Origin of the sequence: Lacrimispora sphenoides (assembly GCF_900105215.1) — a bacterium.
GTDB lineage: Bacteria > Bacillota > Clostridia > Lachnospirales > Lachnospiraceae > Lacrimispora > Lacrimispora sphenoides_A.
The window spans coordinates 1,682,221-1,704,560 of the sequence record NZ_FOIP01000001.1; the positions used below are offsets into that span (position 1 = coordinate 1,682,221).

17 protein-coding genes are annotated in these 22,340 nt (G+C 45.0%); 16 read left to right on the plus strand and 1 reads right to left on the minus strand.

The features are described from left to right. Window positions 1–40 precede the first annotated feature (40 nt). Window positions 41–706, plus strand: coding sequence for a DedA family protein (locus tag BMW45_RS07705; protein ID WP_092241917.1), 666 nt, complete (start codon window positions 41–43; stop codon window positions 704–706). 91 nt (window positions 707–797) lie between these two features. On the opposite strand, the gene BMW45_RS07710 is transcribed toward BMW45_RS07705, so the two are convergent. Next, window positions 798–1,280 (minus strand): S-ribosylhomocysteine lyase, encoded by a 483-nt coding sequence (locus BMW45_RS07710; RefSeq protein ID WP_092246276.1) that lies wholly within the window; start codon window positions 1,278–1,280, stop codon window positions 798–800. Window positions 1,281–1,487: 207 nt separating this feature from the next. Here BMW45_RS07710 and BMW45_RS07715 point away from each other — a divergent pair, with 207 nt between their 5' ends. The 15 genes from BMW45_RS07715 (at window position 1,488) to BMW45_RS07785 (ending at window position 22,181) form a co-directional block, all read left to right on the plus strand. Beyond that, on the plus strand, window positions 1,488–2,270 hold the full coding sequence (locus BMW45_RS07715; RefSeq protein WP_242882949.1) for a GntR family transcriptional regulator: 783 nt from the start codon (window positions 1,488–1,490) through the stop codon (window positions 2,268–2,270). 95 nt (window positions 2,271–2,365) lie between these two features. Then, window positions 2,366–3,727 carry an NCS2 family permease gene (locus tag BMW45_RS07720; protein WP_092241923.1) on the plus strand — a complete coding sequence of 454 codons (1,362 nt, stop codon included), beginning with the start codon at window positions 2,366–2,368 and terminating at the stop codon, window positions 3,725–3,727. A gap of 13 nt (window positions 3,728–3,740) precedes the next feature. Next, entirely contained in the window at window positions 3,741–5,504 is a 1,764-nt protein-coding gene (ade, locus tag BMW45_RS07725; RefSeq protein WP_092241932.1) for an adenine deaminase, read from the plus strand. 272 nt (window positions 5,505–5,776) lie between these two features. Then, on the plus strand, window positions 5,777–6,829 hold the full coding sequence (locus tag BMW45_RS07730) for a siderophore ABC transporter substrate-binding protein (protein ID WP_092241935.1): 1,053 nt from the start codon (window positions 5,777–5,779) through the stop codon (window positions 6,827–6,829). A gap of 22 nt (window positions 6,830–6,851) precedes the next feature. Beyond that, a complete protein-coding gene (locus BMW45_RS07735) occupies window positions 6,852–7,862 on the plus strand; it encodes an ABC transporter permease (protein WP_242882951.1) in 1,011 nt (336 codons plus the stop codon). After that, window positions 7,859–8,899 (plus strand): iron chelate uptake ABC transporter family permease subunit, encoded by a 1,041-nt coding sequence (locus BMW45_RS07740; RefSeq protein ID WP_025230407.1) that lies wholly within the window; start codon window positions 7,859–7,861, stop codon window positions 8,897–8,899. Before BMW45_RS07735 ends, BMW45_RS07740 begins: the two co-directional genes overlap by 4 nt. Next, on the plus strand, window positions 8,896–9,645 hold the full coding sequence (locus BMW45_RS07745) for an iron ABC transporter ATP-binding protein (RefSeq protein ID WP_025230406.1): 750 nt from the start codon (window positions 8,896–8,898) through the stop codon (window positions 9,643–9,645). The genes BMW45_RS07740 and BMW45_RS07745 overlap by 4 nt, the downstream gene beginning before the upstream one ends. 192 nt (window positions 9,646–9,837) lie before the next feature. After that, the gene (locus BMW45_RS07750; protein ID WP_092241938.1) at window positions 9,838–12,444 is read left to right on the plus strand and encodes a cation-translocating P-type ATPase; all 2,607 of its coding nucleotides are present in this window, start codon (window positions 9,838–9,840) and stop codon (window positions 12,442–12,444) included. 425 nt (window positions 12,445–12,869) lie between these two features. Beyond that, window positions 12,870–15,554, plus strand: a complete 2,685-nt coding sequence (locus tag BMW45_RS07755; RefSeq protein WP_092241942.1) for a calcium-translocating P-type ATPase, PMCA-type — start codon at window positions 12,870–12,872, stop codon at window positions 15,552–15,554. A gap of 234 nt (window positions 15,555–15,788) precedes the next feature. Continuing rightward, complete coding sequence (glpK, locus tag BMW45_RS07760; RefSeq protein ID WP_092241946.1) at window positions 15,789–17,288, plus strand: glycerol kinase GlpK; 1,500 nt, start codon at window positions 15,789–15,791, stop codon at window positions 17,286–17,288. Between the two features lie 18 nt (window positions 17,289–17,306). Beyond that, window positions 17,307–17,999, plus strand: a complete 693-nt coding sequence (locus BMW45_RS07765; RefSeq protein WP_092241949.1) for an MgtC/SapB family protein — start codon at window positions 17,307–17,309, stop codon at window positions 17,997–17,999. 194 nt (window positions 18,000–18,193) lie between these two features. Then, a complete protein-coding gene (locus BMW45_RS07770) occupies window positions 18,194–19,630 on the plus strand; it encodes an NAD(P)/FAD-dependent oxidoreductase (protein WP_025230401.1) in 1,437 nt (478 codons plus the stop codon). Window positions 19,631–19,643: 13 nt separating this feature from the next. Beyond that, window positions 19,644–20,909, plus strand: a complete 1,266-nt coding sequence (locus tag BMW45_RS07775; protein ID WP_092241952.1) for an NAD(P)/FAD-dependent oxidoreductase — start codon at window positions 19,644–19,646, stop codon at window positions 20,907–20,909. Between the two features lies 1 nt (window position 20,910). After that, a complete protein-coding gene (locus BMW45_RS07780) occupies window positions 20,911–21,273 on the plus strand; it encodes a DUF1667 domain-containing protein (protein ID WP_092241955.1) in 363 nt (120 codons plus the stop codon). A gap of 176 nt (window positions 21,274–21,449) precedes the next feature. Next, a complete protein-coding gene (locus tag BMW45_RS07785) occupies window positions 21,450–22,181 on the plus strand; it encodes a glycerophosphodiester phosphodiesterase (protein ID WP_092241958.1) in 732 nt (243 codons plus the stop codon). Window positions 22,182–22,340: the final 159 nt, after the last annotated feature.

Consider the following 22,340-nt stretch of genomic DNA (forward strand, 5'->3'; position numbering starts at 1 on the left):
GTTTTTAAAAAAAGAATACGAAACTTAAGGCGGAAAAATAATGAATATTATAAAATACGGTATTGATGTAATTCTTCATTTAGATAGCTATATGAACTTGATAATCCAACATTTCGGAGCTGGAACCTATTTGATTTTATTTTTAATTATTTTTTGTGAAACAGGACTGGTTGTGACTCCGTTTCTTCCAGGCGATTCCCTGTTATTTGCGTCTGGTGCTTTTGCTGCCCTGGGTTTCCTTGATATCAAGCTATTGCTCCTGATAAATGGTTTAGCAGCGGTACTTGGAGATACCGCAAATTATACACTTGGAAGAACCATTGGCCGCAGGATATATGAAAAAGAAAATTTGAGATTCATAAAAAGAGAGCATCTGATAAAAACTCATAAATTCTATGAAAAACACGGTGCCGCAACTATTATCATAGCAAGGTTCATACCCATTATCCGTACCTTTGCTCCATTTGTAGCCGGAATAGGAGAAATGAAGTATATGAGATTCATCTCATATAATATAGTCGGTGGACTGGCCTGGGTCATACTGTTTACTTTGGGCGGCTATTACTTTGGAAACCTGCCTGCGGTAAAGCATAATTTTACATTTGTTATATTTGGCATCATATTTATATCCGTCATACCAGCAGTTTTGGGATTACTGAAAGAGAAAATGAAGCAAAGAGAAGACCGGAGAGAAGAACGAATATGATTATGGACAAAGACACCCTGTCTAACAATGAATTATTGTCAGGCAGGGTGTCTTTGTCATAAAGATGTGTGGCTCCAGGTAAAAACCGCCCTTAATCTTCAGGATAAATAAGCTGGTCGTCATCGATACCGTACAGCACAGAATCAAGGAATTTTCCAGCCAGGTATTTAGCCATTCCAAGATTCATGTCCAGGTAATTGCCGCAGTCTCTTGCAGCTGCTCCTGGTACCTCGCCTTCAAAATCCCGTATGAACTCATACATTTCCGTGATCAATGGCACAATGTCCCTGGACTTGTAATCACCGGACAGCAGAAGGTAAAAGCCGGTGCGGCAGCCCATAGGGCCAAAGTACAGGATCCGGGAAGTAAAGAATTCATGGTTGCGCAGGAAGGTGGCACCCAGATGTTCAATGGTGTGGATTTCTGCTGTATTCATAACAGGCTCAAAATTAGGGCGGGTCATGCGGATATCAAAGGTTGTAATGACAGAGTCCCCGGCCTGATCCCTGCGGGAGACATAGATGCCTGGAAGAAGTTTTAAATGGTCGATGGTAAAGCTTGTTATTTTTTCCACGGTTATCATGTCCTTTCTTAACATGGTTGCTTACGATTTGCGAGTTACTTATCCCATGATGAAATTATAATAAAAAAAACGTTCCCCTGCAATAGGAAACAAATATAAAAAGCCCGACTTCAAGACTGAATTTGCCGATGGAAAATGGAATGTTATATATTGACAGAAAATCCCCATGTTGATAAAATGATAATATGGTAATACCTTATGAAAGCGAGAGAGAATATGGAACTTCACCCAATGATTAAACCCAATTTAAGCAGCTCAGTTAAGAACTATCTTTATAAGTATATTCGAAGTTTGGATTTAGGGGGAAATACAAAGCTGCCGCCGGAGAATGAACTGTCTTCGAATCTTGGAGTCAGCAGGGTAACAGTGCGCCGGGCATTGGATGAACTGGAGAAGGAGGGGATAGTCCTAAGAATTCATGGAAGAGGAACATTTGTCAATCCGGAAGCTTTAAATATTCAAGTGAATCTTATGCCGGGAGAAGAGTTTTCAAGACTGATAGAATCCTGTGGTTATAAAGCAACCGTTGAAGTTGCGGATGTCAGGAAATTGAAAGCTGAAGATAAGGTTGCACGGATTCTTCAACTGGAAGATGGGGAAGAAATCTATGAAGTTGAAAAGATTTATTTAGCAAATGGAAATCCAGCCATTATCAGCATCGACCGTTTTGCATGCAGCTTGGCAGGAGATGACTTGCAACGAGAGGCAGTCGAAGGGAAATCCACCTTTGATATCTTAAGAAAGTCTGGCGGATGCTTTATTGTTAGAGATAAGATCCGGATAGAAACCATGAACCGCATGGAGATGGAGCAGGAAACCGTTTGCGGGCGGAAGATGGAGTGTGACAGTGTTCTGGTATTTCATGGGATAAATTACAATCAAGATAATAGACCGGTTATTTATGATACTGAGTTTTATGATACGAAATACATAAAATTCAGTCTTCTAAGAGTAAAGAATGTATATGAGGATGAGATTTAGTGAAAGAATAAAGTGCTGTAAAGGTACTTTATTTTTTAAAGAATAATAAGGTAATACCATATTATCATACTAACATATAAGGAGAAGACAATATTATGGGGGATAAGCTGAATCATTTTTTTCATCTTTCAGAGAGAGGGACGAATATTAAAACAGAGATATTAGCGGGAACCACAACATTTTTAACCTGTGTCTACATTGTGGCAGTAAATCCGGGAATCCTGTCGGCAGCAGGGATGGACACGAAAGCAGTTTTCTGGGCAACTGCTGTTGCATCGGCCATTGCCTGCATCTGGATTGGACTCTGGGCGAATCTGCCGTTTGCTCTTGCACCTGCCATGGGACTGAATGCCTATTTTACATATTATGTATGCAACACGCTTGGGCTTCCATGGCAGAATGCCTTAGCTTGTGTGGCAATATCCGGAATTACGTTTATGCTGTTAAGTATATTTAAGGTACAGCAGAAAATCGTGGATGCCATGCCGGACTGCATCAAACATTCGGTGGGTTCAGGAATTGGATTTTTTATCGCTTTTACGGGGCTCATGCAGGCGGGAATTGTTACATCTTCTCCGGATACACTGCTGACGCTGGGGGATTTAGCCAATCCTGGAGCTCTGCTTGCACTATTTGGGATTTTCCTTACGGCGATCCTGGTGATCAAGAAGTTCAGAGGCGCGATCCTGATTGGGATCCTGGTTGTGACTGCGCTTGGCATTCTGGTAAAAGATCCAATGACAGGAATTGCATATACGGTGATTCCGGACCACATCATTTCCTTTGATAATCCAGTGACAGCCATGGCACCTACATTTGGTAAGCTGACGCTAAAGGGGCTGTTCTCAGGAACACCGGAAATGGTGCTGGGAGTAATTTTCGCTATTATCAGTTTCCTCTTTGTGGATCTGTTTGACAGTATCGGTGTCCTTTTAGGTGTTTCATCGAAAGCCGGCCTGGTGGATGAGAAGGGGAATATTCCGTGCGCCGGTAAGGCATTGTTTGTAAGTGCCGGCGGAGCGGCTGTTGGGGCATTACTGGGAACGAATACGGTGACGATTTATGGCGCAGAAAGTGCAACCGGGATTAACGAAGGCGGAAGAACCGGTCTTACCGCCTGTGTGACTGGGGTGCTGTTTTTGTTCACGTTGTTTTTATCACCGTTGTTTCTTATGATTCCATCGATCGCTACGGCGCCAGCTTTGGTTATGGTAGGGATATTTATGATAGAGCCATTAAGGAAGCTGCCACTTGATGATGTGTCCATCGCACTTCCGGTATTTCTTACAGTGGCTTTTATGCCATTTACCTATAATATTGCATATGGAATCCTGTTTGGACTAATTGGATATACCATTGGTCAGGTTGCCGCCGGTAAGGCAAAGGAAATGACAAAGACGGTGTGGGTGTTAACGGTTATCTTTATTGTGTATCTGCTGCTGGAGATTATTTTATAGGAGGGGAATGAATATGAGAACATTTGAGGAAATAAAGAATACGATCGAGACAGGTCTGGGGATGCATCCCTGCGATTTGAAACTGGAACATGTGAAACTGGTAAATGTATTTTCAGGCGAAGTGTATCCCACGAATATATATATTAAAAACAAAAGAATTGTATCCATCGACCCTGATGCAGTTCTGGAAGCGGAACGCGTGCTGGATTGTAAAGGACAATATGCGCTGCCGGGGCTGATAGATGCCCATATGCACTTTGAGTCCACCATGCTTTCCCCGGAAGCGCTGGCTTCCGTAGTAGTTCCCCAGGGAACGACCACATTGTGTGCAGATTTAATGGAAATTGCAAATGTGGCAGGAGAGCAGGGGCTAAGGGCAATGCTGCAGTCTATGAACCGCCTTCCATACAGAATGCTGATTGAAGTCTCTTCCCGGGTGCCAACTGCACCAGGACTTGAGACGACAGGAGCAGTTCTGGGAGCAAAGGAAGTTGCAGACATCATGGATTGGGAAGAAAGCGTCAGCTTGGGAGAACTGGATCCATCTAAGATTCTCTTTGTAAAAGATGAGTACCTCCATAAGATAGCGGATACCCTTTCGCGGAGAAAACTGGTAAACGGGCATGCCATAGGACGCTTGGGGCAGGAACTGAATGTATATGCTTCTTCGGGAATATCTGACGACCATGAATGCGTAAATACCAATGAAATGCTGGAACGCCTGAAGGTGGGAATGAAGGTGTTTATCCGGGAAGGAAGCAGCGAGCGGAACGTGGACGAACTGGTTAAGGGGATTGTTGACAACCGACTGGATACTTCTAATATTATGTTCTGCACCGATGATAAACATGCGAGGGAGATACAGGTGGAAGGACATATTAACTATAATGTGTCAAGAGCTGTGGAACTGGGACTGGACCCGATGGAAGCGATTCAGATAGCAACGGTGAATGCGGCAAAGCATTTCCGCATGGAAGATGAAATCGGAAGCATTACTCCCGGCCGTTTGGCAGATCTTTTCCTTGTGGAAGACTGGCGTATTGTAAAGCCTACCATGGTTATATTTGAGGGAAAGGTGGTTGCAGCAGACGGTGAACTTCTGGAAGAATGCAGGGTGAGTGATTACCCTGAGTGGATTAAAAATACGGTAATCCTGAAAAATGAAATCACTTCTGATTCCTTCCGGGCAGCATCAAAGATAACAGATGGAACGACGAATATTCATGTAATTGATATGATTCCAAGGCAGATCATTAACCATCATATCATAAAAGAAATGAAGGTAAAGAATGGTTCTGTTTTATCGGATGTTGAACAGGATATACTCAAACTTGCAGTTGTAGAACGGTATGGAAAAAATGGCAATGTTGGAGTTGGATTTGTCCGTGGATTCCAACTGAAGAAAGGGGCGCTGGCCTATTCCATGTCCCATGACCACCATAATATAGTGGTAGTAGGGACGAATGATGAAGATATGGCGGTGGCAGTGAATGAAGTTGCCAGACTGAATGGAGGGCTGGCAGTAGCCTGTGATGGAGGGATCTTAAACAGCATGGAGCTGCCGATTGGAGGCCTTATGAGTGAAAAAACAGCGGAAGAAGTGATGGCACAGCTGGATATTCTGAATGCGGATGCAAAAAAAATGGGCTGTGAGATGGAAGCCCCGTTTATGTCCTTAAGTTTTATATCCCTTCCGACGGTTCCAGATCTGGGGCTGACTGATAAGGGACTGGTGGATGTGCTTGAACATAAACTGATTGAACTGGAGTTAGAATAGAGATGAGTTAGTAATACCTTAAGGCCTCTGCATATTTTTGCAGGGGCCTTACTTAGTTAGAATAATATCCGATGTGTTCCCTTGAAAATCAATAGTTTCCAGCACACTGAAATCCAGCACGGTTATCCTATGAGGATTGACCAGAACCAGAACACATTCATAGGTTTGTCGCGGAAAAATCAGTAAAGCAGTTGACAATAATCATTTATAATAATATAATGAAAAAAGTTAGCGTCAACTAACTGAATATATTTATTAAATGAGGAGATGAAATGAAAAAAATCAACGTATTAAAATTAACTACCATTATGGCAGCGGCCGCTTTAATGATGACAGCCTGCTCAAGTCCAAGCACTTCTAAAACTACTGAAACCATTGAGACCACTGAAGCGTCTCAGGCCGCTGAAACCACTGCAGCTGCTAAGAGCGAAGAAGCTTTAACGGTTGAAATTAAAGATATTCATGGCATGGTTACAGTTCCTGTAAATCCTCAAAAGGTAATTTCTTTGGATAATAGAACTTATGAAACATTATCAGACTGGGGAATTAAATTAGTCGCTGCTCCAAAGGGTGTAATGCCGGCGGATTCCCTATATGTAGCCGATGAATCTGTTCTGGATATCGGAAATCACCGCGAACCGAATCTTGAGATTATAGCAGCTGCAGACCCTGACCTCGTAATAATCGGTCAAAGATTTGCGTCCTATTATGAAGAAATAAAAAAATTAGTGCCAAATGCAGCTGTTATTGATTTAAATTTTGATGTTTCTGAGGAAGCGGATACACCTGGAGAAAACTTAGTAAACGGACTTAAGGATTCCACCGTAGCACTTGGAAAAATTTTTGATAAAAACAAAGAAGCTGAACAATTGACAGCTGACTTTGATCAGGCGATCGAAGCTGTTAAATCTGCATATAACGGAACAGATACCATTATGAGTGTTGTGGTTTCCGGTGGTAATATCGGCTTTTCAGCTCCTCATTCCGGCCGTGTTTGGGGGCCGATGTATGAAGTGTTCGGATGGGTTCCGGCATTAGATATTGATAATACGACTTCCGATCATCAAGGGGATGATATTTCTGTAGAAGCGATAGCACAAAGTAATCCGGATTGGATTTTCGTATTAGACCGTGATGCTGCAGTATCTTCTACAACTGATGCGGTTCCTGCTCAGGACGTTATCGATCAATCACCTGCTCTTCAAAACGTAACCGCTGTTTCTGAAGGGCATATCGTTTATGCACCAGCTGATACTTACACAAACGAATCCATACAAACATATCTGGAGTTATTTGGAGACCTTGCAAAGGCTTTGGCTGAATAGTATATAGGAGTATAGCAAAGAGTTGAAAAATACAGCGAAAAAAATGATTGGGGCTGGGAATTCTCAGCCCCAACGTTATTATAACAATAAGAAATGGACAAAACCTTTTATATTAGCGATTATCGTTGTTATTATTTTAGGTATTATATCACTGTTTACCGGAGCTTATGATATACAGGGTCAAGCGGATGGAAGGGATATGTTTTTCATAACGCGGGTACCTAGAACAGCTGCACTCATGCTTACCGGAGCGGCAATGTCAATGTCAGGACTGGTCATGCAGCTTATTACACAAAATCGTTTGGTTGAACCTACAACAACAGGGACGATTGAATGGTCGGGTTTGGGACTTCTCATTGTCTATTTAATATTTCCGGCACCAACTTTAGTTTTAAGAATGACCGGGGCAATCATGTTTTCTTTTATAGGAACTATGATTTTCTTTCTGTTTTTAAGAAGAGTGAAACTCCGTTCGTCTTTGATTGTCCCGATTATTGGGATGATGCTTGGAGCAGTTATTTCTGCATTTTCTACTTTTATAGGACTTACCTTCCAAATGACGCAAAATATTGAAAGCTGGTTTGTAGGCTCGTTTGCAGCCGTTCAAATCGGAAGATACGAATATTTATGGCTGATTATTATAGTTACTGGCTTTATTTTTATTTATGCGGATAAGCTGACGTTAGCCGGTCTGGGGGAAGATGTCGCTACGAGTCTTGGAGTAAATTATAATAAGATAATTATTTTGGGGACCGGTCTTATTTCTATTGCGGTTGGAATTGTTACAGCTGTTATTGGAAATTTACCTTTCTTAGGTTTAATTGTACCCAATATTGTTTCCATGTACAGAGGAGATAATCTTAGGGGTAATCTGCCTTGGGTATGTGTGTTGGGAATGGGCGTAATAACTCTTTGTGACATTATTTCCCGAACAATTATAATGCCCTTTGAAGTTCCTGTCTCTTTGATTCTTGGAACAGTGGGATCAATTGTATTTATTGTTATCTTATTAAGGCAAAGGAGGCTAAGATGAACGGAATAGAATACAATACCGGCCTTCATCATGAACACAGATCAGCGAGAGCTTTTCGTTCTAAAAAAGAAGAAAAAAAATATTGGATATTGTTGATAACCTTGATTGGTTTGGGTGTTTTTGCTTCCTATGGACTTTTGGTTTATAATAATCCAGTTCCAATTGATTCTCCTTCTTTTCTCCCGGTTGTAAGAAGAAGGATGTTCGCTCTTACGGCGATGATCATTTCAGCCGTTTGTCAGAGTTTATCGACAGTCACTTTCCAATCGATTACGAGTAACAGGATTATAACCCCTTCCCTTTTAGGCTTTGAAGCACTTTACTCAACCATTCATACCAGTACCATATTTTTCTTTGGTGCCAGTGCCTTTATTAATTTTAGTGGGATTGGATCCTTTGTATTTCAAGTTGTTGTTATGGTCTTGATGTGCCTGATCCTTTATGGCTGGCTGCTTTCCGGAAAGTATGGAAATTTACAGCTTATGCTTTTAGTTGGCGTTATTATGGGGACTGGGCTGAAGTCTTTATCATCGTTTATGAGAAGACTTCTTGCACCGTCAGAGTTTGATATTTTACAGGCAAGATTGTTTGGCTCTGTCAACAATGCGGATTCTAAATATTTTCCTCTTGCAATTCCGGTTGTAATAATTGTAGCTATACTTCTTCTTGCTTATTCTAAGAAGTTAAATGTTGTGTCACTTGGAAAAGATTGCTCTACTTCATTGGGTGTCAAACATCAAGTTCATGTGATTTATGCTCTGATTTTAGTATCTGTTTTGATGTCAATTTCTACGGCTTTGGTTGGGCCGCTTACTTTTTATGGATTTTTAGTTGCAACTTTAAGTTATCAAGCGGCGCCAACATATGATCACAGATACATTTTTCCAATGTCTCTTGCGATTGGATTTTTGATAATAACAGGTGCTTACTTTTTTATGTACCATATATTCAGGGCTCAAGGAGTAGTTTCAGTTATTATCGAGATGTTTGGCGGAATAGCATTTTTAATCGTAATTTTAAGGAAAGGTACTTTATGATAATAATAGATAATGCCAGAAAGTCGTATGATGAGGTAGAAATAGGACCTTTGGATATTAAAATACCAAAAGCAGGTCTCACTTCTTTGATCGGACCCAATGGTGCTGGAAAATCTACAACACTTTTGATGATTGGAAGACTTTTGGATATGGAAGAAGGCCATATTAAGGTGGCGGATATGGATGTTACTGAATCGAAATCAGAGGACTTAGCAAAAGTTTTGACTATTTTGCGACAGGAAAATCATTTTGTAACAAGGCTTACTGTCAGACAGCTGGCTGGATTTGGCCGTTTTCCTTATTCAAAAGGAAGATTAACGAAAGAGGATGAAGCCATTATTTCTAAATATATTGATTTTTTAGAGTTGACTGATCTGGAAAACAGATATTTGGATGAGCTTTCCGGCGGCCAAAGACAAAGGGCATATGTGGCAATGGTTTTGTGCCAGGAGACGGAATATGTACTTCTTGACGAACCTTTGAACAATCTTGATGTTGCCCGTTCTGTTCAGATGATGGAACATTTGAAGCATGCGGCCAATGAATTTGGAAGAACCATTGTGGCTGTTATGCATGATATTAATTTTGCGGCCAAATATTCTGATCGAATCTGTGCGATGAAAAACGGACGAATTGCCGCTTTTGGCACGGTAGATCAGATTATGGATTCAAACGTTTTGACTAATATTTTTGAAACGAAAATAGAAATTATCGATGGGCCGTATGGGCCTATAGCAATTTATTGAGTTAGTGTCTGCTATCCGGTCCATGTCAATACCAAGCTAAAATCATTCATGAAATTCACTACCTGTCTCATACCATAGTATAGGTTATCAGTAATCGTTTTTCGGATTTCTGATAAAAGGGCTGCCTTTCAGCCCGTCTATCTGATTATCGGAAGCAGTCCGATAATATGAGAAACAGGAAGGAGCGTCAGAATGGAAGAATGGTTTCGTTTATCGGAGGATGAGGCCCTTGCTAAGCTCGGCGCAGGCAGGAACGGCCTGGATTCCAGGGAGGTCCTGAGGCGCAGGCAGACATATGGTCCGAATACACTAAAGAAGGCGGAACGCAAAAGCGCTTTCCAGGTGTTTTTGGACCAGTTTAAAGACCTGTTAGTCATCATCCTGATTATAGCAGCAGTGATTTCTATGATATCTGGTGACGTGGAGAGCACAGGAGTGATTTTTGCAGTGCTTCTGCTGAATGCGATTCTGGGAACCGTGGAGCACCAGAAGGCAGAGAAGTCCTTAGACAGTCTTATGGCCCTGTCGTCACCGGTAGCAAAGGTGATAAGAGAGGGGAAAAAGCAGGAAATCTTTTCGGGGGAGATCGTTCCTGGGGACATACTGCTCCTGGAAGCAGGGGACATGGTAGCGGCAGACGGCCGGATCCTGGAAAATTACTCCCTTTTGGTCAATGAAAGCTCCCTGACTGGAGAATCCATTAATGTGGAGAAACGGACGGGTAGGATCCGGGAAAAGAAGGTACCTTTGGCCGAGCAGACGAATATGGTGTTTTCCGGTTCCCTGGTGGCAGCAGGCAGGGCAAAGGTACTGATCACAGGTACCGGAATGGATACGGAAATCGGCAGGATCGCTTCCCTTATGAATGACACGGGGGAAAAAAAGACACCTCTTCAGGTAAGCTTAGACCAGTTCGGAAGCAGGCTGGCAGCAGCTATCCTGTTTATTTGTGCGGTAGTTTTCGGCCTTAGCATCTACCGGAGGATGCCGGTTTTAGATTCCCTGATGTTTGCCGTAGCCCTGGCGGTTGCAGCGATACCGGAAGCGTTAAGTTCCATTGTCACTATCGTTCAGGCAATGGGCACACAGAAAATGGCTGGAGAGAATGCCATCATAAAGGATTTAAAGGCAGTGGAAAGCCTTGGCTGCGTTTCTGTCATCTGCTCCGATAAGACTGGAACATTGACACAAAACCGCATGACCGTACAGCAAATCTACGTAAACAGCCGCCTTTATCCTCCGGAGCTCTTAAACAAAGAGGTTCCAGTACATAAATATCTGTTGTATGATGCTGTTTTAAATAATGATTCCGCTTACATAGAAGGAAAGCTGTTAGGGGACCCGACGGAAGCCGCACTGGTGCAAATGGCCGAAAGGGTGGGAATAAATGAGGAAGCCATGAAATCCTATTACCCCAGAGCAGGGGAGATTCCCTTTGATTCCAAGAGAAAGCTTATGAGCACCATGCACAGGATCGAAGGAAAAAGGGTACTGTTCACAAAGGGAGCGGTGGATGTGCTGCTTCCCAGGATCAGTCATATTTGGACAGGGGAAGGGATCCGCCACATGAGGGAGGGGGACCGGCAGAACTTAATTGAGCAGAACATGGAGTTTTCCAAACAGGGACTCAGGGTTTTGACTTTTGCCTGCCGGGAAATGAATGAGGATGAAAAGCTGACGGAAAAATCAGAGGCCGGCTATACCTTTCTTGGAATGGTCGCGATGATGGATCCGCCCCGTCCGGAGACAAAAAATGCCGTATTAAATGCCAAAAGAGCAGGCATCCGCCCGGTAATGATTACAGGGGACCATAAGATCACTGCATCTGCCATTGCGGAGAAAATAGGCATTTGGGGAGACGATGATTTGGCAGTCAGCGGACCGGAGCTTGATGATATGTCGGAGGAGGAATTGAGCCGAAAGCTGGAGCATATCAGCGTCTATGCCAGAGTTTCGCCGGAGCATAAAATACGGATCGTCCGCTCCTGGCAGAAAAAAGGCCACATCGTAGCCATGACAGGAGATGGGGTCAATGACGCTCCGGCCTTAAAACAGGCCGACATCGGGGTTGCCATGGGAAAAATGGGGACAGAAGTGTCAAAGGATGCCTCTGCCATGATCCTGACGGATGATAACTTTGCAACCATAATTAAGGCGGTTGCCAATGGCCGTAATGTTTACCGGAACATCCGGAATGCCATTAAATTTCTTTTATCAGGAAATATGGCTGGGATATTATGCGTCTTGTATACATCCTTTCTGGCTCTTCCACCTCCATTTGCGCCGGTTCACTTACTGTTTATCAACCTTCTGACCGACTCTCTTCCAGCCATTGCAATCGGCATGGAAAAGGCGGAGGCGGACTTATTGGCCCAAAAGCCCAGGAATCCCAAAGAAGGAATCTTAACAAAGCGTTTTGTCCTTCAGGTCCTGCTTCAGGGGGCCCTCATAGCGGGCTGTACCATGACCTCTTACCATACAGGCATGGTGACCGGAAGCGAGGCCGCTGCCAGCACCATGGCATTTTCCACCCTGACCCTGGCAAGGCTGTTTCATGGCTTTAACTGCAGAAGCGGCCATTCCATCTTAAAGATAGGATTTAAAAGCAATTTATGGAGCATTATGGCCTTTGAGGCTGGGGCCATTCTTTTGGCAGCGGTTCTATTCATACCAAGGCTTCATACCTTTTTTTACGTGGCAGATTTAAACGCAAGGCAGTTTATCACCATTTTTATATTTGCAATTATTCCTACGCTTGTAATTCAGGCATTTAAGACCATAAGAGAGAGTCTCCATTAAGAAAATAAAGCCGGCAATGTAGGGTGAAAATATTACGCACGGATTTTTCATGAAAAACAAGACTTTCTGCGAAAAAGAAGTGTAATAAAAGATAACTTTTTCGCAGAAATCAATCAAGTATCCAAGCAAAGCCTGCGATGATTTGCTTTTATAGATTCAGGTAGCTTAATCTTTTTATGGACAATCAGAAATGTTTACGCAACAAGTCAGAGGGGCTGGAAGATATAAACTTCCGGCCCCTTTTGGTATGTCTGATGCGGAAAAAATTAATATTTACCTGTTTCTGGTTTGGAGTGAACGATATCCCCAATGCGTTTATTGACAGAAGTGGCAAAAAGATTTAACATAAACTTATGTTTCATTTTCTCCCATGCATTCAGCCGATCATGAAGTTCTGCATAGCACAATTAAATGGAGGATATTATATGAATGATTATTTCAGTAAGGATATCCGGGAGTCTGTCCGGGAGTTGAAAACCGACCTCCTTCAAGGATTATCCGGGCAGGAAGCCCAAAAAAGGCTTGAGGAAAACGGTCACAACCGTCTGCAGGGGGCGGCGGAACGGACCCTGTTTCAGTTGTTCGCTGAACAATTTAAGGATTTTCTCGTAATTATTCTGATTGTTGCAGCTATCATCTCCATGGTTGTGGGAATCGTGCAGGGAGAGGGGATTATTGACAGTCTCGTCATCATTGCCATCGTCATCGTCAACGCGATTATCGGTGTAAATCAGGAAACAAAAGCGAACAATGCGCTGAAGGCTCTTAAGGAAATGTCAAGCCCGCAGGCAAAAGTCATCCGAAACGGAGATATCGTAAGGATGCCTTCCGACGAGCTTGTAACAGGCGATGTGGTAATCCTTGATGCGGGAGATTACATACCGGCGGATGAAAGGCTTGCAGAAAGCTTTAACTTAAAGATCGATGAGGCGGCGATTACCGGTGAATCAGTTCCTGTGGAAAAGAACTGCGAAAGCATACTTCCTGATGATGCGCCTCTGGGCGACCGTGTCAATTCCGCCTTTATGGGAACTGTGATCACCTATGGAAGAGGCAAGGGCATCGTATCCGCAACTGGAATGGAAACCCAAATGGGCAATATTGCCGCCATGTTAAATGAATCCGAAGAGGAGACAACCCCACTTCAAAAGAAGCTTGACAGCCTGGGTAAGGTTTTGGGAATTGTCTGCATCGCCGTATGTGCCATAATTTTTGTCCTGGGACTGCTCCAGGGGGATGAGCTTATGGAAATCTTCATGGTTTCTGTTTCTCTGGCCGTGGCCGCCATACCGGAAGGGCTTACGGTAGTCGTTACCGTAATTCTTGCGATGGGCATGCAGCAGATGGTGAAGTCCCACGCCATCATAAAGAGGCTTTCCGCTGTCGAAACGCTGGGAAGCACAACGGTTATCTGTTCCGATAAGACGGGAACTCTCACTCAGAATAAGATGACCGTGGTCAAGGTATTTGACCATGAGAAAGCTTATGATGTGACCGGGACAGGCTACAGCAGGGAAGGCTCCGTCACCGTAGAAGAAGGCGGCAGGCTATCGTCCAATATTACAGAACTCATAAAGGGCGCCGTACTTTGTAATGACGCGGTCTATGATATAGAGAAAAGCCAAATCATCGGAGATCCTACGGAAGGTGCTATGCTGGTTTTAGGAGAAAAAATCGGTCTCAGCAAAGACCGGTTGAATGAAGAATACCGGAGGGTTCAGGAAATACCCTTTGATTCCGACAGAAAGCTTATGTCCACGTTCCATGAAAAAAACGGAGAACTGACTATTTATACAAAGGGCGCTCCCGATGAGATTTTAAAGCGGTGTACCTACATATATAAGGATGGTGCGGTTTCGGAAATTACGGAGGCTGACCGGAGAAAAATCCTGGAAGCCAATTTAAGTTTTGCAAAAGGCGCATTGCGCGTGCTTGGCGTTGCAAGTAAGGCAGTTGATACTCTCGATGACTTTGACAGCCAGGAATACTCTCTTACCTATCTTGGACTCATGTGCATGATTGATCCGCCCAGAGAGGAAGTGAAGCCGGCCGTAGACGAATGCAGAAAAGCCGGAATCCGTGTGAAGATGATCACAGGGGACCACAAGATCACTGCCAGCGCTATTGCCGGGGATCTGGGAATCATGTCTCCTGGAGAAGAGGCTTTAGAAGGAGCTGAAATACAGCTTCTTTCCGATGAAGAGCTGAGAGAAAAGGTTAAAACCGTCAACGTATTTGCCCGGGTTTCACCAGAGCACAAGGTACGGCTTGTAGCCGCATGCAAGGCAAACGGAGAGATTGTCGCCATGACAGGAGACGGCGTAAACGATGCGCCAAGCCTTAAGAGAGCGGATATCGGCGTTGCCATGGGCATCACCGGAACAGATGTTTCAAAGGAGGCGGCCGATATGATCCTTACGGATGACAACTTTGTAAGCATTGTTCATGCTGTAGAGGAAGGAAGAACCATTTATAACAACATCCGAAAGGTGGTTGGCTACCTTCTCTCCTGTAACATCGGTGAGATACTTCTCATATTTTTGGCAATGCTCTTTAACCTGCCCATGCCGTTGATGCCCATTCACCTCCTTTCCATCAACTTAATCACCGATGCATTTCCGGCCTTTGCCCTGGGAATGGAGGAGAGGGAGCCGGGGATCATGGACCAGAAGCCGAGAGATCCCAATGAATCAATTATTGATAAGAAGATGCGCGTAGCTGTTGCCATGCAAAGTCTTTTCCTTGGTATCGGCGCTCTGACCGCTTTTTATATCGGGCATATCAGCTATAGAGACGTCGAAGGCGGAGAGACCATCGCCCGTACCATGTGCTTTGTAGCCCTTATTTTAGGCGAACTTTTCCGCGCCTACTCAAACAGAAGTGAAAAGAGGTCTATATTCGGAATCCGGCTTTTATCAAACTCTTTCTTGAATAAATGCGTAATCGCTTCCTTTGCATTTTTAGTGGTTGTGGTTTATGTGCCGTTCTTAAACACAATTTTCAGCACGGCGCCTCTTACTCTCACACAGCTAAGCGAAGCAATCGGCTTTGCGGTAGTTCCTACTCTGGGCGGTGAGCTTGCAAAGCTTATTACAAAAAGAATGAAATAGCAACGGGAAGCTGTGCCTTTCAAGACATGAATAAAGATTGAATAAACGCTGGAAATCTTGACATAATTTTTGCTCCATGGTACTATTAAGTATACATAAATAGTTAGCCTAAGAGATGACAGAGCCAGGTGATGAGTGCGGGGAACCGTTCATTTCCGAGGCTCTTTCTTTATCCCTTGAGAAAAGTTTAACAAGGAATAAAATCCGGGGCGTTTACTGGAAGGGGAAGGAACTATGGGAAGATACGTCATTGCCCTGGATCAGGGCACGACAAGTTCCAGATGTATCCTGTTCGATGAGCAGGGGAACATCTGCAGTGCAGCACAAAAGGAGTTTACTCAGATTTTTCCGGAGCCGGGCTGGGTGGAGCATGACCCTATGGAGATATGGTCCTCACAGCTTTCCGTGACCATGGAGGCCATGGGAAAGATCGGGGCCCATTACAGCGATATAGCTGCAATCGGGATCACGAATCAGAGGGAGACAACGGTAGTCTGGGATAAGGAAACTGGGGAGCCGGTCTATCATGCAATCGTGTGGCAGTGCCGAAGGACCGCGGACAGAATCGAGAAACTAAAGCATGACGGCCTGGATGGGCTCATTGTTGAAAGGACGGGACTGATCCCTGACGCTTACTTTTCAGGAAGCAAGATCGAATGGATCCTGGATCATGTAGAAGGGGCACGAGAACGGGCAGAACGTGGGGAACTTCTGTTTGGAACCGTGGATACCTGGCTGATCTGGAACTTAACCAAAGGCTGCATCCATGTGACAGATTATACTAATGCATCAAGAACCATGCTTTTTGATATACACAGAAAGTGCTGGGATGAGGAGATTCTAAACTATTTCCACATTCCCAGATGCATGCTGCCGGAGGTAAAACCATCAAGCTGTATTTATGGCTACACATCTTCGGATGTCATGGGAGGAAAGATTCCCATTGCAGGAGCAGCAGGCGACCAGCAGGCAGCTTTGTTTGGCCAGTGCTGCTTTGAGGCAGGGGAAGTAAAGAACACCTATGGAACCGGTTGTTTCCTTCTTATGAACACAGGAGAAAGGGCGGTAAAGTCCGAACATGGGCTTTTGACCACAATAGCTGCCAGTGACCAGGGAAGCATCCAGTATGCCCTGGAAGGAAGCGTGTTTGTGGCAGGAGCTGCCGTACAGTGGTTAAGGGATGAGATGCGGATGGTTCGTTCTGCCGCCCAGACAGAGGAATACTGCCGTGCTGCGGGGGATACAGGGGGCGTTTATGTAGTACCGGCATTTGCAGGACTTGGGGCACCTTATTGGGACCAGTACGCAAGAGGGACCATTGTGGGAGTAACCAGAGGAACCAGCAAGGAGCAGTTTATCCGGGCAACGGTGGAATCCATGGCTTATCAGGTCTGCGATCTCATTGAGGCTATGGAACAGGATTCGGATATTCATTTAAAGGAGTTAAAGGTGGACGGGGGCGCCTGTGCCAACAATTTCCTCATGCAGTTCCAGTCGGATCTGTTAAACACAGAGATCGTAAGGCCGGAGTGCATTGAGACGACTGCTCTTGGAGCCGCATACCTGGCCGGACTTGCGGTGGGCTATTGGAAGAGCCGGGAAGAAATCAAGGCAAACTGGAAGGTATCTAAGGCCTTTGACAGCCAGATGGAAGGGGAACACCGGAAGAGGCTGGTAAAAGGCTGGAAGAGGGCGGTAAAATGCGCACTCTACTGGTCTGAAGAAGAGGAGTAAAACTTGGAGGGGTAAGATTTGGAGGGTACATATTTATTGTTTGGGGGAATTACCTTATCATACGTCATGATCCAGCTGGAATATATGCTGCGTATTATAACGGCGGGGCTATTAGGGTTTTTGATCGGCAGTGAGAGAAAAAACCGGAATAAATCGGCTGGTATCCGGACCCATGCCATCGTGGCGATCGGTTCAGCCCTCATGATGGTGGTATCAAAATATGGGTTTCCGGACATTCCAACCAGCGACGGAGCCAGAATCGCGGCCCAGGTGGTCAGCGGAATAGGTTTTTTAGGTGCAGGGGTTATATTTGTGCGGAACAATCTGGTAAACGGACTGACGACGGCAGCCGGGATATGGGCTACCGCCGGAGTTGGGCTGGCTCTTGGGGCGGGCCAGTACATTGTGGGCATATTGTCTGCGGTTCTCATCATCGTCATGCAGACCATGACCCATCGGATCAGCTATTTTGCTCAGGTGGCTTCCTGCGGCTGCCTGAAGATGACCATAGCACAAAAATCCGGAGCAGTTAAGAACATGGAAGAATTTCTGGAAAAGGAAAAGGTTGAGATTGCTTCTGTGAAGATTAATAAAAATAAAAAAGATGAGATCAAACTGGAATTTGAAGTGATTTATCCGCCGGGTTTTGACAAGGGAGCCCTGCTTTCCAAACTGGCAGAAGAGAATTCAGTCATGGCAGTCAGCGAATAGAGGGAGGGAATCCCCTGACAGAAAAATCTTGACAATCCGGTCTGGATTGTGCTAGCATTAAAGTAATAAAATATAAAACCTTGAGATGAAAGAGTAAGGGAATTGAACGGAGTGATCCGTTTATTTTGCCTTACTCTTTTTTTGTATGAATTCCATTAAATAGGGTGACCATTACGGATATGGAGGAGAAGAACATGAAGGAAATGAATTACGATGCAGCGATCATTGGCGGCGGCGTAATCGGCTGTGCAATTGCAAGAGAACTGGCCCGCTATGACCTTAGCATTTGTGTTATTGAGCGGGAGGAAGATGTTTGTTCCGGTACTTCAAAGTCGAACAGTGCCATTGTCCACGCAGGATATGATGCGGTACCTGGATCCTTAAAGGCGAGATTTAATGTGGAAGGCAATCATTTAATGGGAGAGCTTTCAGAGGAACTTGATTTTCAGGTGATTCGAAATGGCTCTTTGGTACTCTGCTTTTCAGAAGAAGATATGCCCGCTCTTAAGGAACTTTATGAGAAGGGCGTAAAAAACGGAGTCCCCGGCTTGTCCATTCTTTCCGGCGATGAGGTGAGGGCCATGGAACCCAATGTGGCAGAGACGGTAGTGGCCGCATTGTATGCTCCTACTGGGGGGATCGTATGCCCCTTTGGTTTAACCATTGCACTGGCGGAGAATGCCTGCGACAACGGTGTAGAATTTTTATTTAACACTGAGGTAATAGAAATTGAAATGGCGGAAAATGGCTATGACCTAAAAACCGGGGAGGGGATCATACATGCAACCTATGTGATCAATGCAGCCGGTGTTTATGCCGACGTATTCCATAATATGGTAAGCGAGGAGAAGATTCACATCACGGCTAGAAAGGGAGATTACTGCCTGCTGGATAAGGAGGCAGGAACCCATGTGTCCCATACCATCTTCCAGCTTCCAGGCAAGATGGGGAAGGGGGTTCTGGTGACCCCTACGGTCCACGGCAACCTGCTGATTGGGCCTACAGCAATCAATGTGGAGGATAAGGAAGGCGTCGGAACAACCGCGAAGGAACTGTCGGATATAATGGAGAAGTCTGCCTGGGGAGTAAAGAATATTCCGCTCCGCCAGATCATCACCTCCTTTTCAGGCCTTCGCGCTCATGAAGATGGGGATGACTTTATCCTGGGTGAGATTTCTGATGCCGCCGGCTTCTTTGATGCGGCAGGCATTGAATCACCGGGTCTTACAAGCGCTCCTGCCATTGGTGTTTATATAGCAGGTCTGGTTGCTGAAAAGGCAAAGGCTTCCCGAAAGGAGAATTTTAAGGTCACCCGAAAGGGAATCCTGGATCCTCAGAAGCTGTCTTTTGAGGAACGGGCAGAGCTTATTAAGAAGAATCCTCAGTACGGCACCATCATCTGCCGCTGCGAAGGGGTAAGCGAGGGAGAGATCGTGGATGCCATTACCAGGACTCTTGGAGCGGTTTCCTTAGATGGGATCAAACGCCGCGTCCGTGCCGGCATGGGACGGTGTCAGGCCGGCTTCTGTGCCCCTAAGACCATGGAAATCCTGGCAAGGGAAACGGACAGGAAATTGGAAGATATCTGCAAGAACAGACCCGGCTCCAATATAGTGACCGGTCATAAATAAGGAGGACAGCAACATGGCAGAGCATGATATAGTAATAATCGGAGGCGGTCCGGCTGGTCTTGCTGCGGCAGTAGCGGCGAAAAAGGCGGGCATTACGGATATATTAATCCTGGAAAGGGAAGCTTGCCTTGGCGGCATCTTAAACCAGTGCATTCATAACGGTTTTGGCCTGCACACCTTTAAAGAAGAATTAACAGGCCCGGAATATGCGGCCCGTTACATAGAGATGGCGGAGTCGGAACATATCCCGTATAAATTAAATACCATGGTTCTTGATATTAACAAAGATAAAGAAGTGACGGTCATTAACAGGGAAGATGGCCTGGCAATTATAAAGGCAAAAGCCATTATTCTGGCCATGGGATGCAGGGAGCGCCCCAGAGGTGCCCTTAACATACCGGGCTACCGTCCGGCAGGAATCTATTCCGCAGGCACTGCCCAGAGATTAATGAATATCGAAGGCTTCAGCGTGGGGAAAGAAGTGGTGATCTTAGGCTCCGGAGACATCGGCCTCATCATGGCAAGGCGTATGACTCTGGAAGGAGCTAAGGTGAAGGTGGTGGCAGAGCTTATGCCTTATTCCGGCGGCTTAAAGAGAAATATCGTCCAGTGCCTGGATGACTATGGAATTCCCTTAAAGCTCAGCCACACGGTAATAAGCATTGAAGGAAAGGAACGGTTGACAGGAATTACCCTTGCCAAAGTCGATGAAAACAGAAAGCCGATTCCAGGCACAGAGGAATATTATAGCTGTGATACCCTTCTTCTTTCCGTAGGCCTGATTCCGGAAAATGAGCTTTCCAAAGGGGCAGGCGTAAAGATGAACCAGGTGACGTTTGGTCCCGAGGTAGGTGACCAGCTGGAAACCAGCAGCCCGGGTATCTTTGCCTGTGGTAATGTGCTTCATGTTCATGATCTGGTTGACTATGTATCTGAGGAAGCCGCCTTAGCAGGAGCAAACGCTGCCGCCTATGTAAAAGCGGATGGAGAAAAAGAGACGGCTCGCGCAGTAGAACTGAAAGCTGAGAACGGAGTCCGCTATACGGTACCTCAGAAGATTGACGTAGAGAACATGAAAGATAAGGTTACAGTCCGTTTCCGTGTGGCAGATGTATATAAGGACCGGTTTATCAGTATTTATTATGATGATGTAAGGATTTCCCACAAAAAGAAAAAAGTCCTGGCTCCCGGTGAGATGGAGCAGATTGTATTAAAGAAAGACAGCTTTAAGGAATATCCGGAGCTTAAGAGAATTGTTGTCTGTACGGAGGTGGAATGATATGGAGGTAAGAGAACTGATCTGTATCCGATGCCCTTTAGGCTGCCCGTTGACGGTGAGCATAGAAGGGGACCAGGTAGGAGTAACAGGGAATTCTTGCGGCCGCGGGGAGGAATACGGAAAAAAAGAGGTTTTAAGCCCTACCAGAGTGGTGACATCCTCGGTCCGCGTCCTGGGTGGTGACTTAGAAATGGTACCGGTTAAAACAAAGCTGGACATACCTAAGGACAAGATTTTTGCCTGCATGGAGGAAATCCGAAAGATGGAAGTTTCCGCACCTGTTTCCATTGGAGATGTGATCATTCCTGACTGTGCCGGAACCGGCGTTTCCATCGTTGCTACAAGGAATGTTGAAAAGTTGTAAAATAATTTCATAAAAAACCTCGTAATTACCGTAAGCGGTCTGAAGCCTTATTGGAAGCCTGCGGATTTACGAGGTTATTTTGCATAAAACAGGTATAACCTATAGAAAATTTATCCAGGAAATGATATACTGAAAAGAGATTTCCGGAAAGAGGTTAAAAGGAAAGAGGGGTTGATATGAAGGTATTTGCACACAGGGGATACAGCGGAAGGTATCCGGAAAATACCATGCTGGCCTTTCAGAAGGCGGCAGAGACTGGCTGTGACGGGATCGAACTGGATGTACAGCTTACAAAGGATGGAACGGTGGTTGTGATCCACGACGAAAGCATTGACCGGACCACGGATGGAACCGGCTTTGTGAAGGATCTTACCTATGAGGAACTGAAAGAATTCAATGCAGATGCTGTCTGCGGAGGGATTCATGGATTTGTGCCTGTTCCGACCTTTGAAGAATACTGTATATGGGCAAAGGATCAGGAACTTGTTACAAATATCGAAATCAAGACAGGCGTATATTATTATGAAGGCCTGGAAGAGAAGACCCTGGAACTTGTACGTAAATACGGGCTCGAAAAAAAGGTCATCTTTTCTTCCTTTAACCATACTTCCATAATCCGCTTAAAGGAGCTTGCTCCTGAGATCCCATGTGGCGCGCTGCTTGAACAACCGGGCCTTGGAAATGCAGGATACTATTGCGACCGGTATCATTTTGAGTGCTACCACCCAGGAGTAAAGGGATTAACAAAAGAGGCTGTGGACAACTGCAGAAAATACGGAATTCAGGTGAATGTTTGGACGGTGAATGACATGTCCGCGTTGGAACAGGTCTATGAATGGGGCTGTGACGGTGTTATCAGCAACTTTCCGGAGATCTGCAAGAGGTGGGTCCAAAGCAAAGAACGATAGATAAAAGATAGCAGGAGTGAGGCGTCTGGTTTCCGGAGACCGCAGCTCCTTTTATCTTGTATGGAAAAAAGAACGTTAAAATATGCTTTTCTTCCTTATAAAATCAAGAAAGGGCAAAAATTGCCTTGACGGTGGGGGAAAGGATTGATAAAGTAGAAC

Coding starts and splice junctions, on each gene's coding strand:
- BMW45_RS07705 (WP_092241917.1), top strand. CDS start 41: ATGAATATTATAAAATACGGTATTGATGTAATTCTTCATTTAGATAGC.
- BMW45_RS07715 (WP_242882949.1), top strand. CDS start 1,488: ATGAAAGCGAGAGAGAATATGGAACTTCACCCAATGATTAAACCCAAT.
- BMW45_RS07720 (WP_092241923.1), top strand. CDS start 2,366: ATGGGGGATAAGCTGAATCATTTTTTTCATCTTTCAGAGAGAGGGACG.
- ade (WP_092241932.1), top strand. CDS start 3,741: ATGAGAACATTTGAGGAAATAAAGAATACGATCGAGACAGGTCTGGGG.
- BMW45_RS07730 (WP_092241935.1), top strand. CDS start 5,777: ATGAAAAAAATCAACGTATTAAAATTAACTACCATTATGGCAGCGGCC.
- BMW45_RS07740 (WP_025230407.1), top strand. CDS start 7,859: ATGAACGGAATAGAATACAATACCGGCCTTCATCATGAACACAGATCA.
- BMW45_RS07745 (WP_025230406.1), top strand. CDS start 8,896: ATGATAATAATAGATAATGCCAGAAAGTCGTATGATGAGGTAGAAATA.
- BMW45_RS07750 (WP_092241938.1), top strand. CDS start 9,838: ATGGAAGAATGGTTTCGTTTATCGGAGGATGAGGCCCTTGCTAAGCTC.
- BMW45_RS07755 (WP_092241942.1), top strand. CDS start 12,870: ATGAATGATTATTTCAGTAAGGATATCCGGGAGTCTGTCCGGGAGTTG.
- glpK (WP_092241946.1), top strand. CDS start 15,789: ATGGGAAGATACGTCATTGCCCTGGATCAGGGCACGACAAGTTCCAGA.
- BMW45_RS07770 (WP_025230401.1), top strand. CDS start 18,194: ATGAAGGAAATGAATTACGATGCAGCGATCATTGGCGGCGGCGTAATC.
- BMW45_RS07775 (WP_092241952.1), top strand. CDS start 19,644: ATGGCAGAGCATGATATAGTAATAATCGGAGGCGGTCCGGCTGGTCTT.
- BMW45_RS07780 (WP_092241955.1), top strand. CDS start 20,911: ATGGAGGTAAGAGAACTGATCTGTATCCGATGCCCTTTAGGCTGCCCG.
- BMW45_RS07785 (WP_092241958.1), top strand. CDS start 21,450: ATGAAGGTATTTGCACACAGGGGATACAGCGGAAGGTATCCGGAAAAT.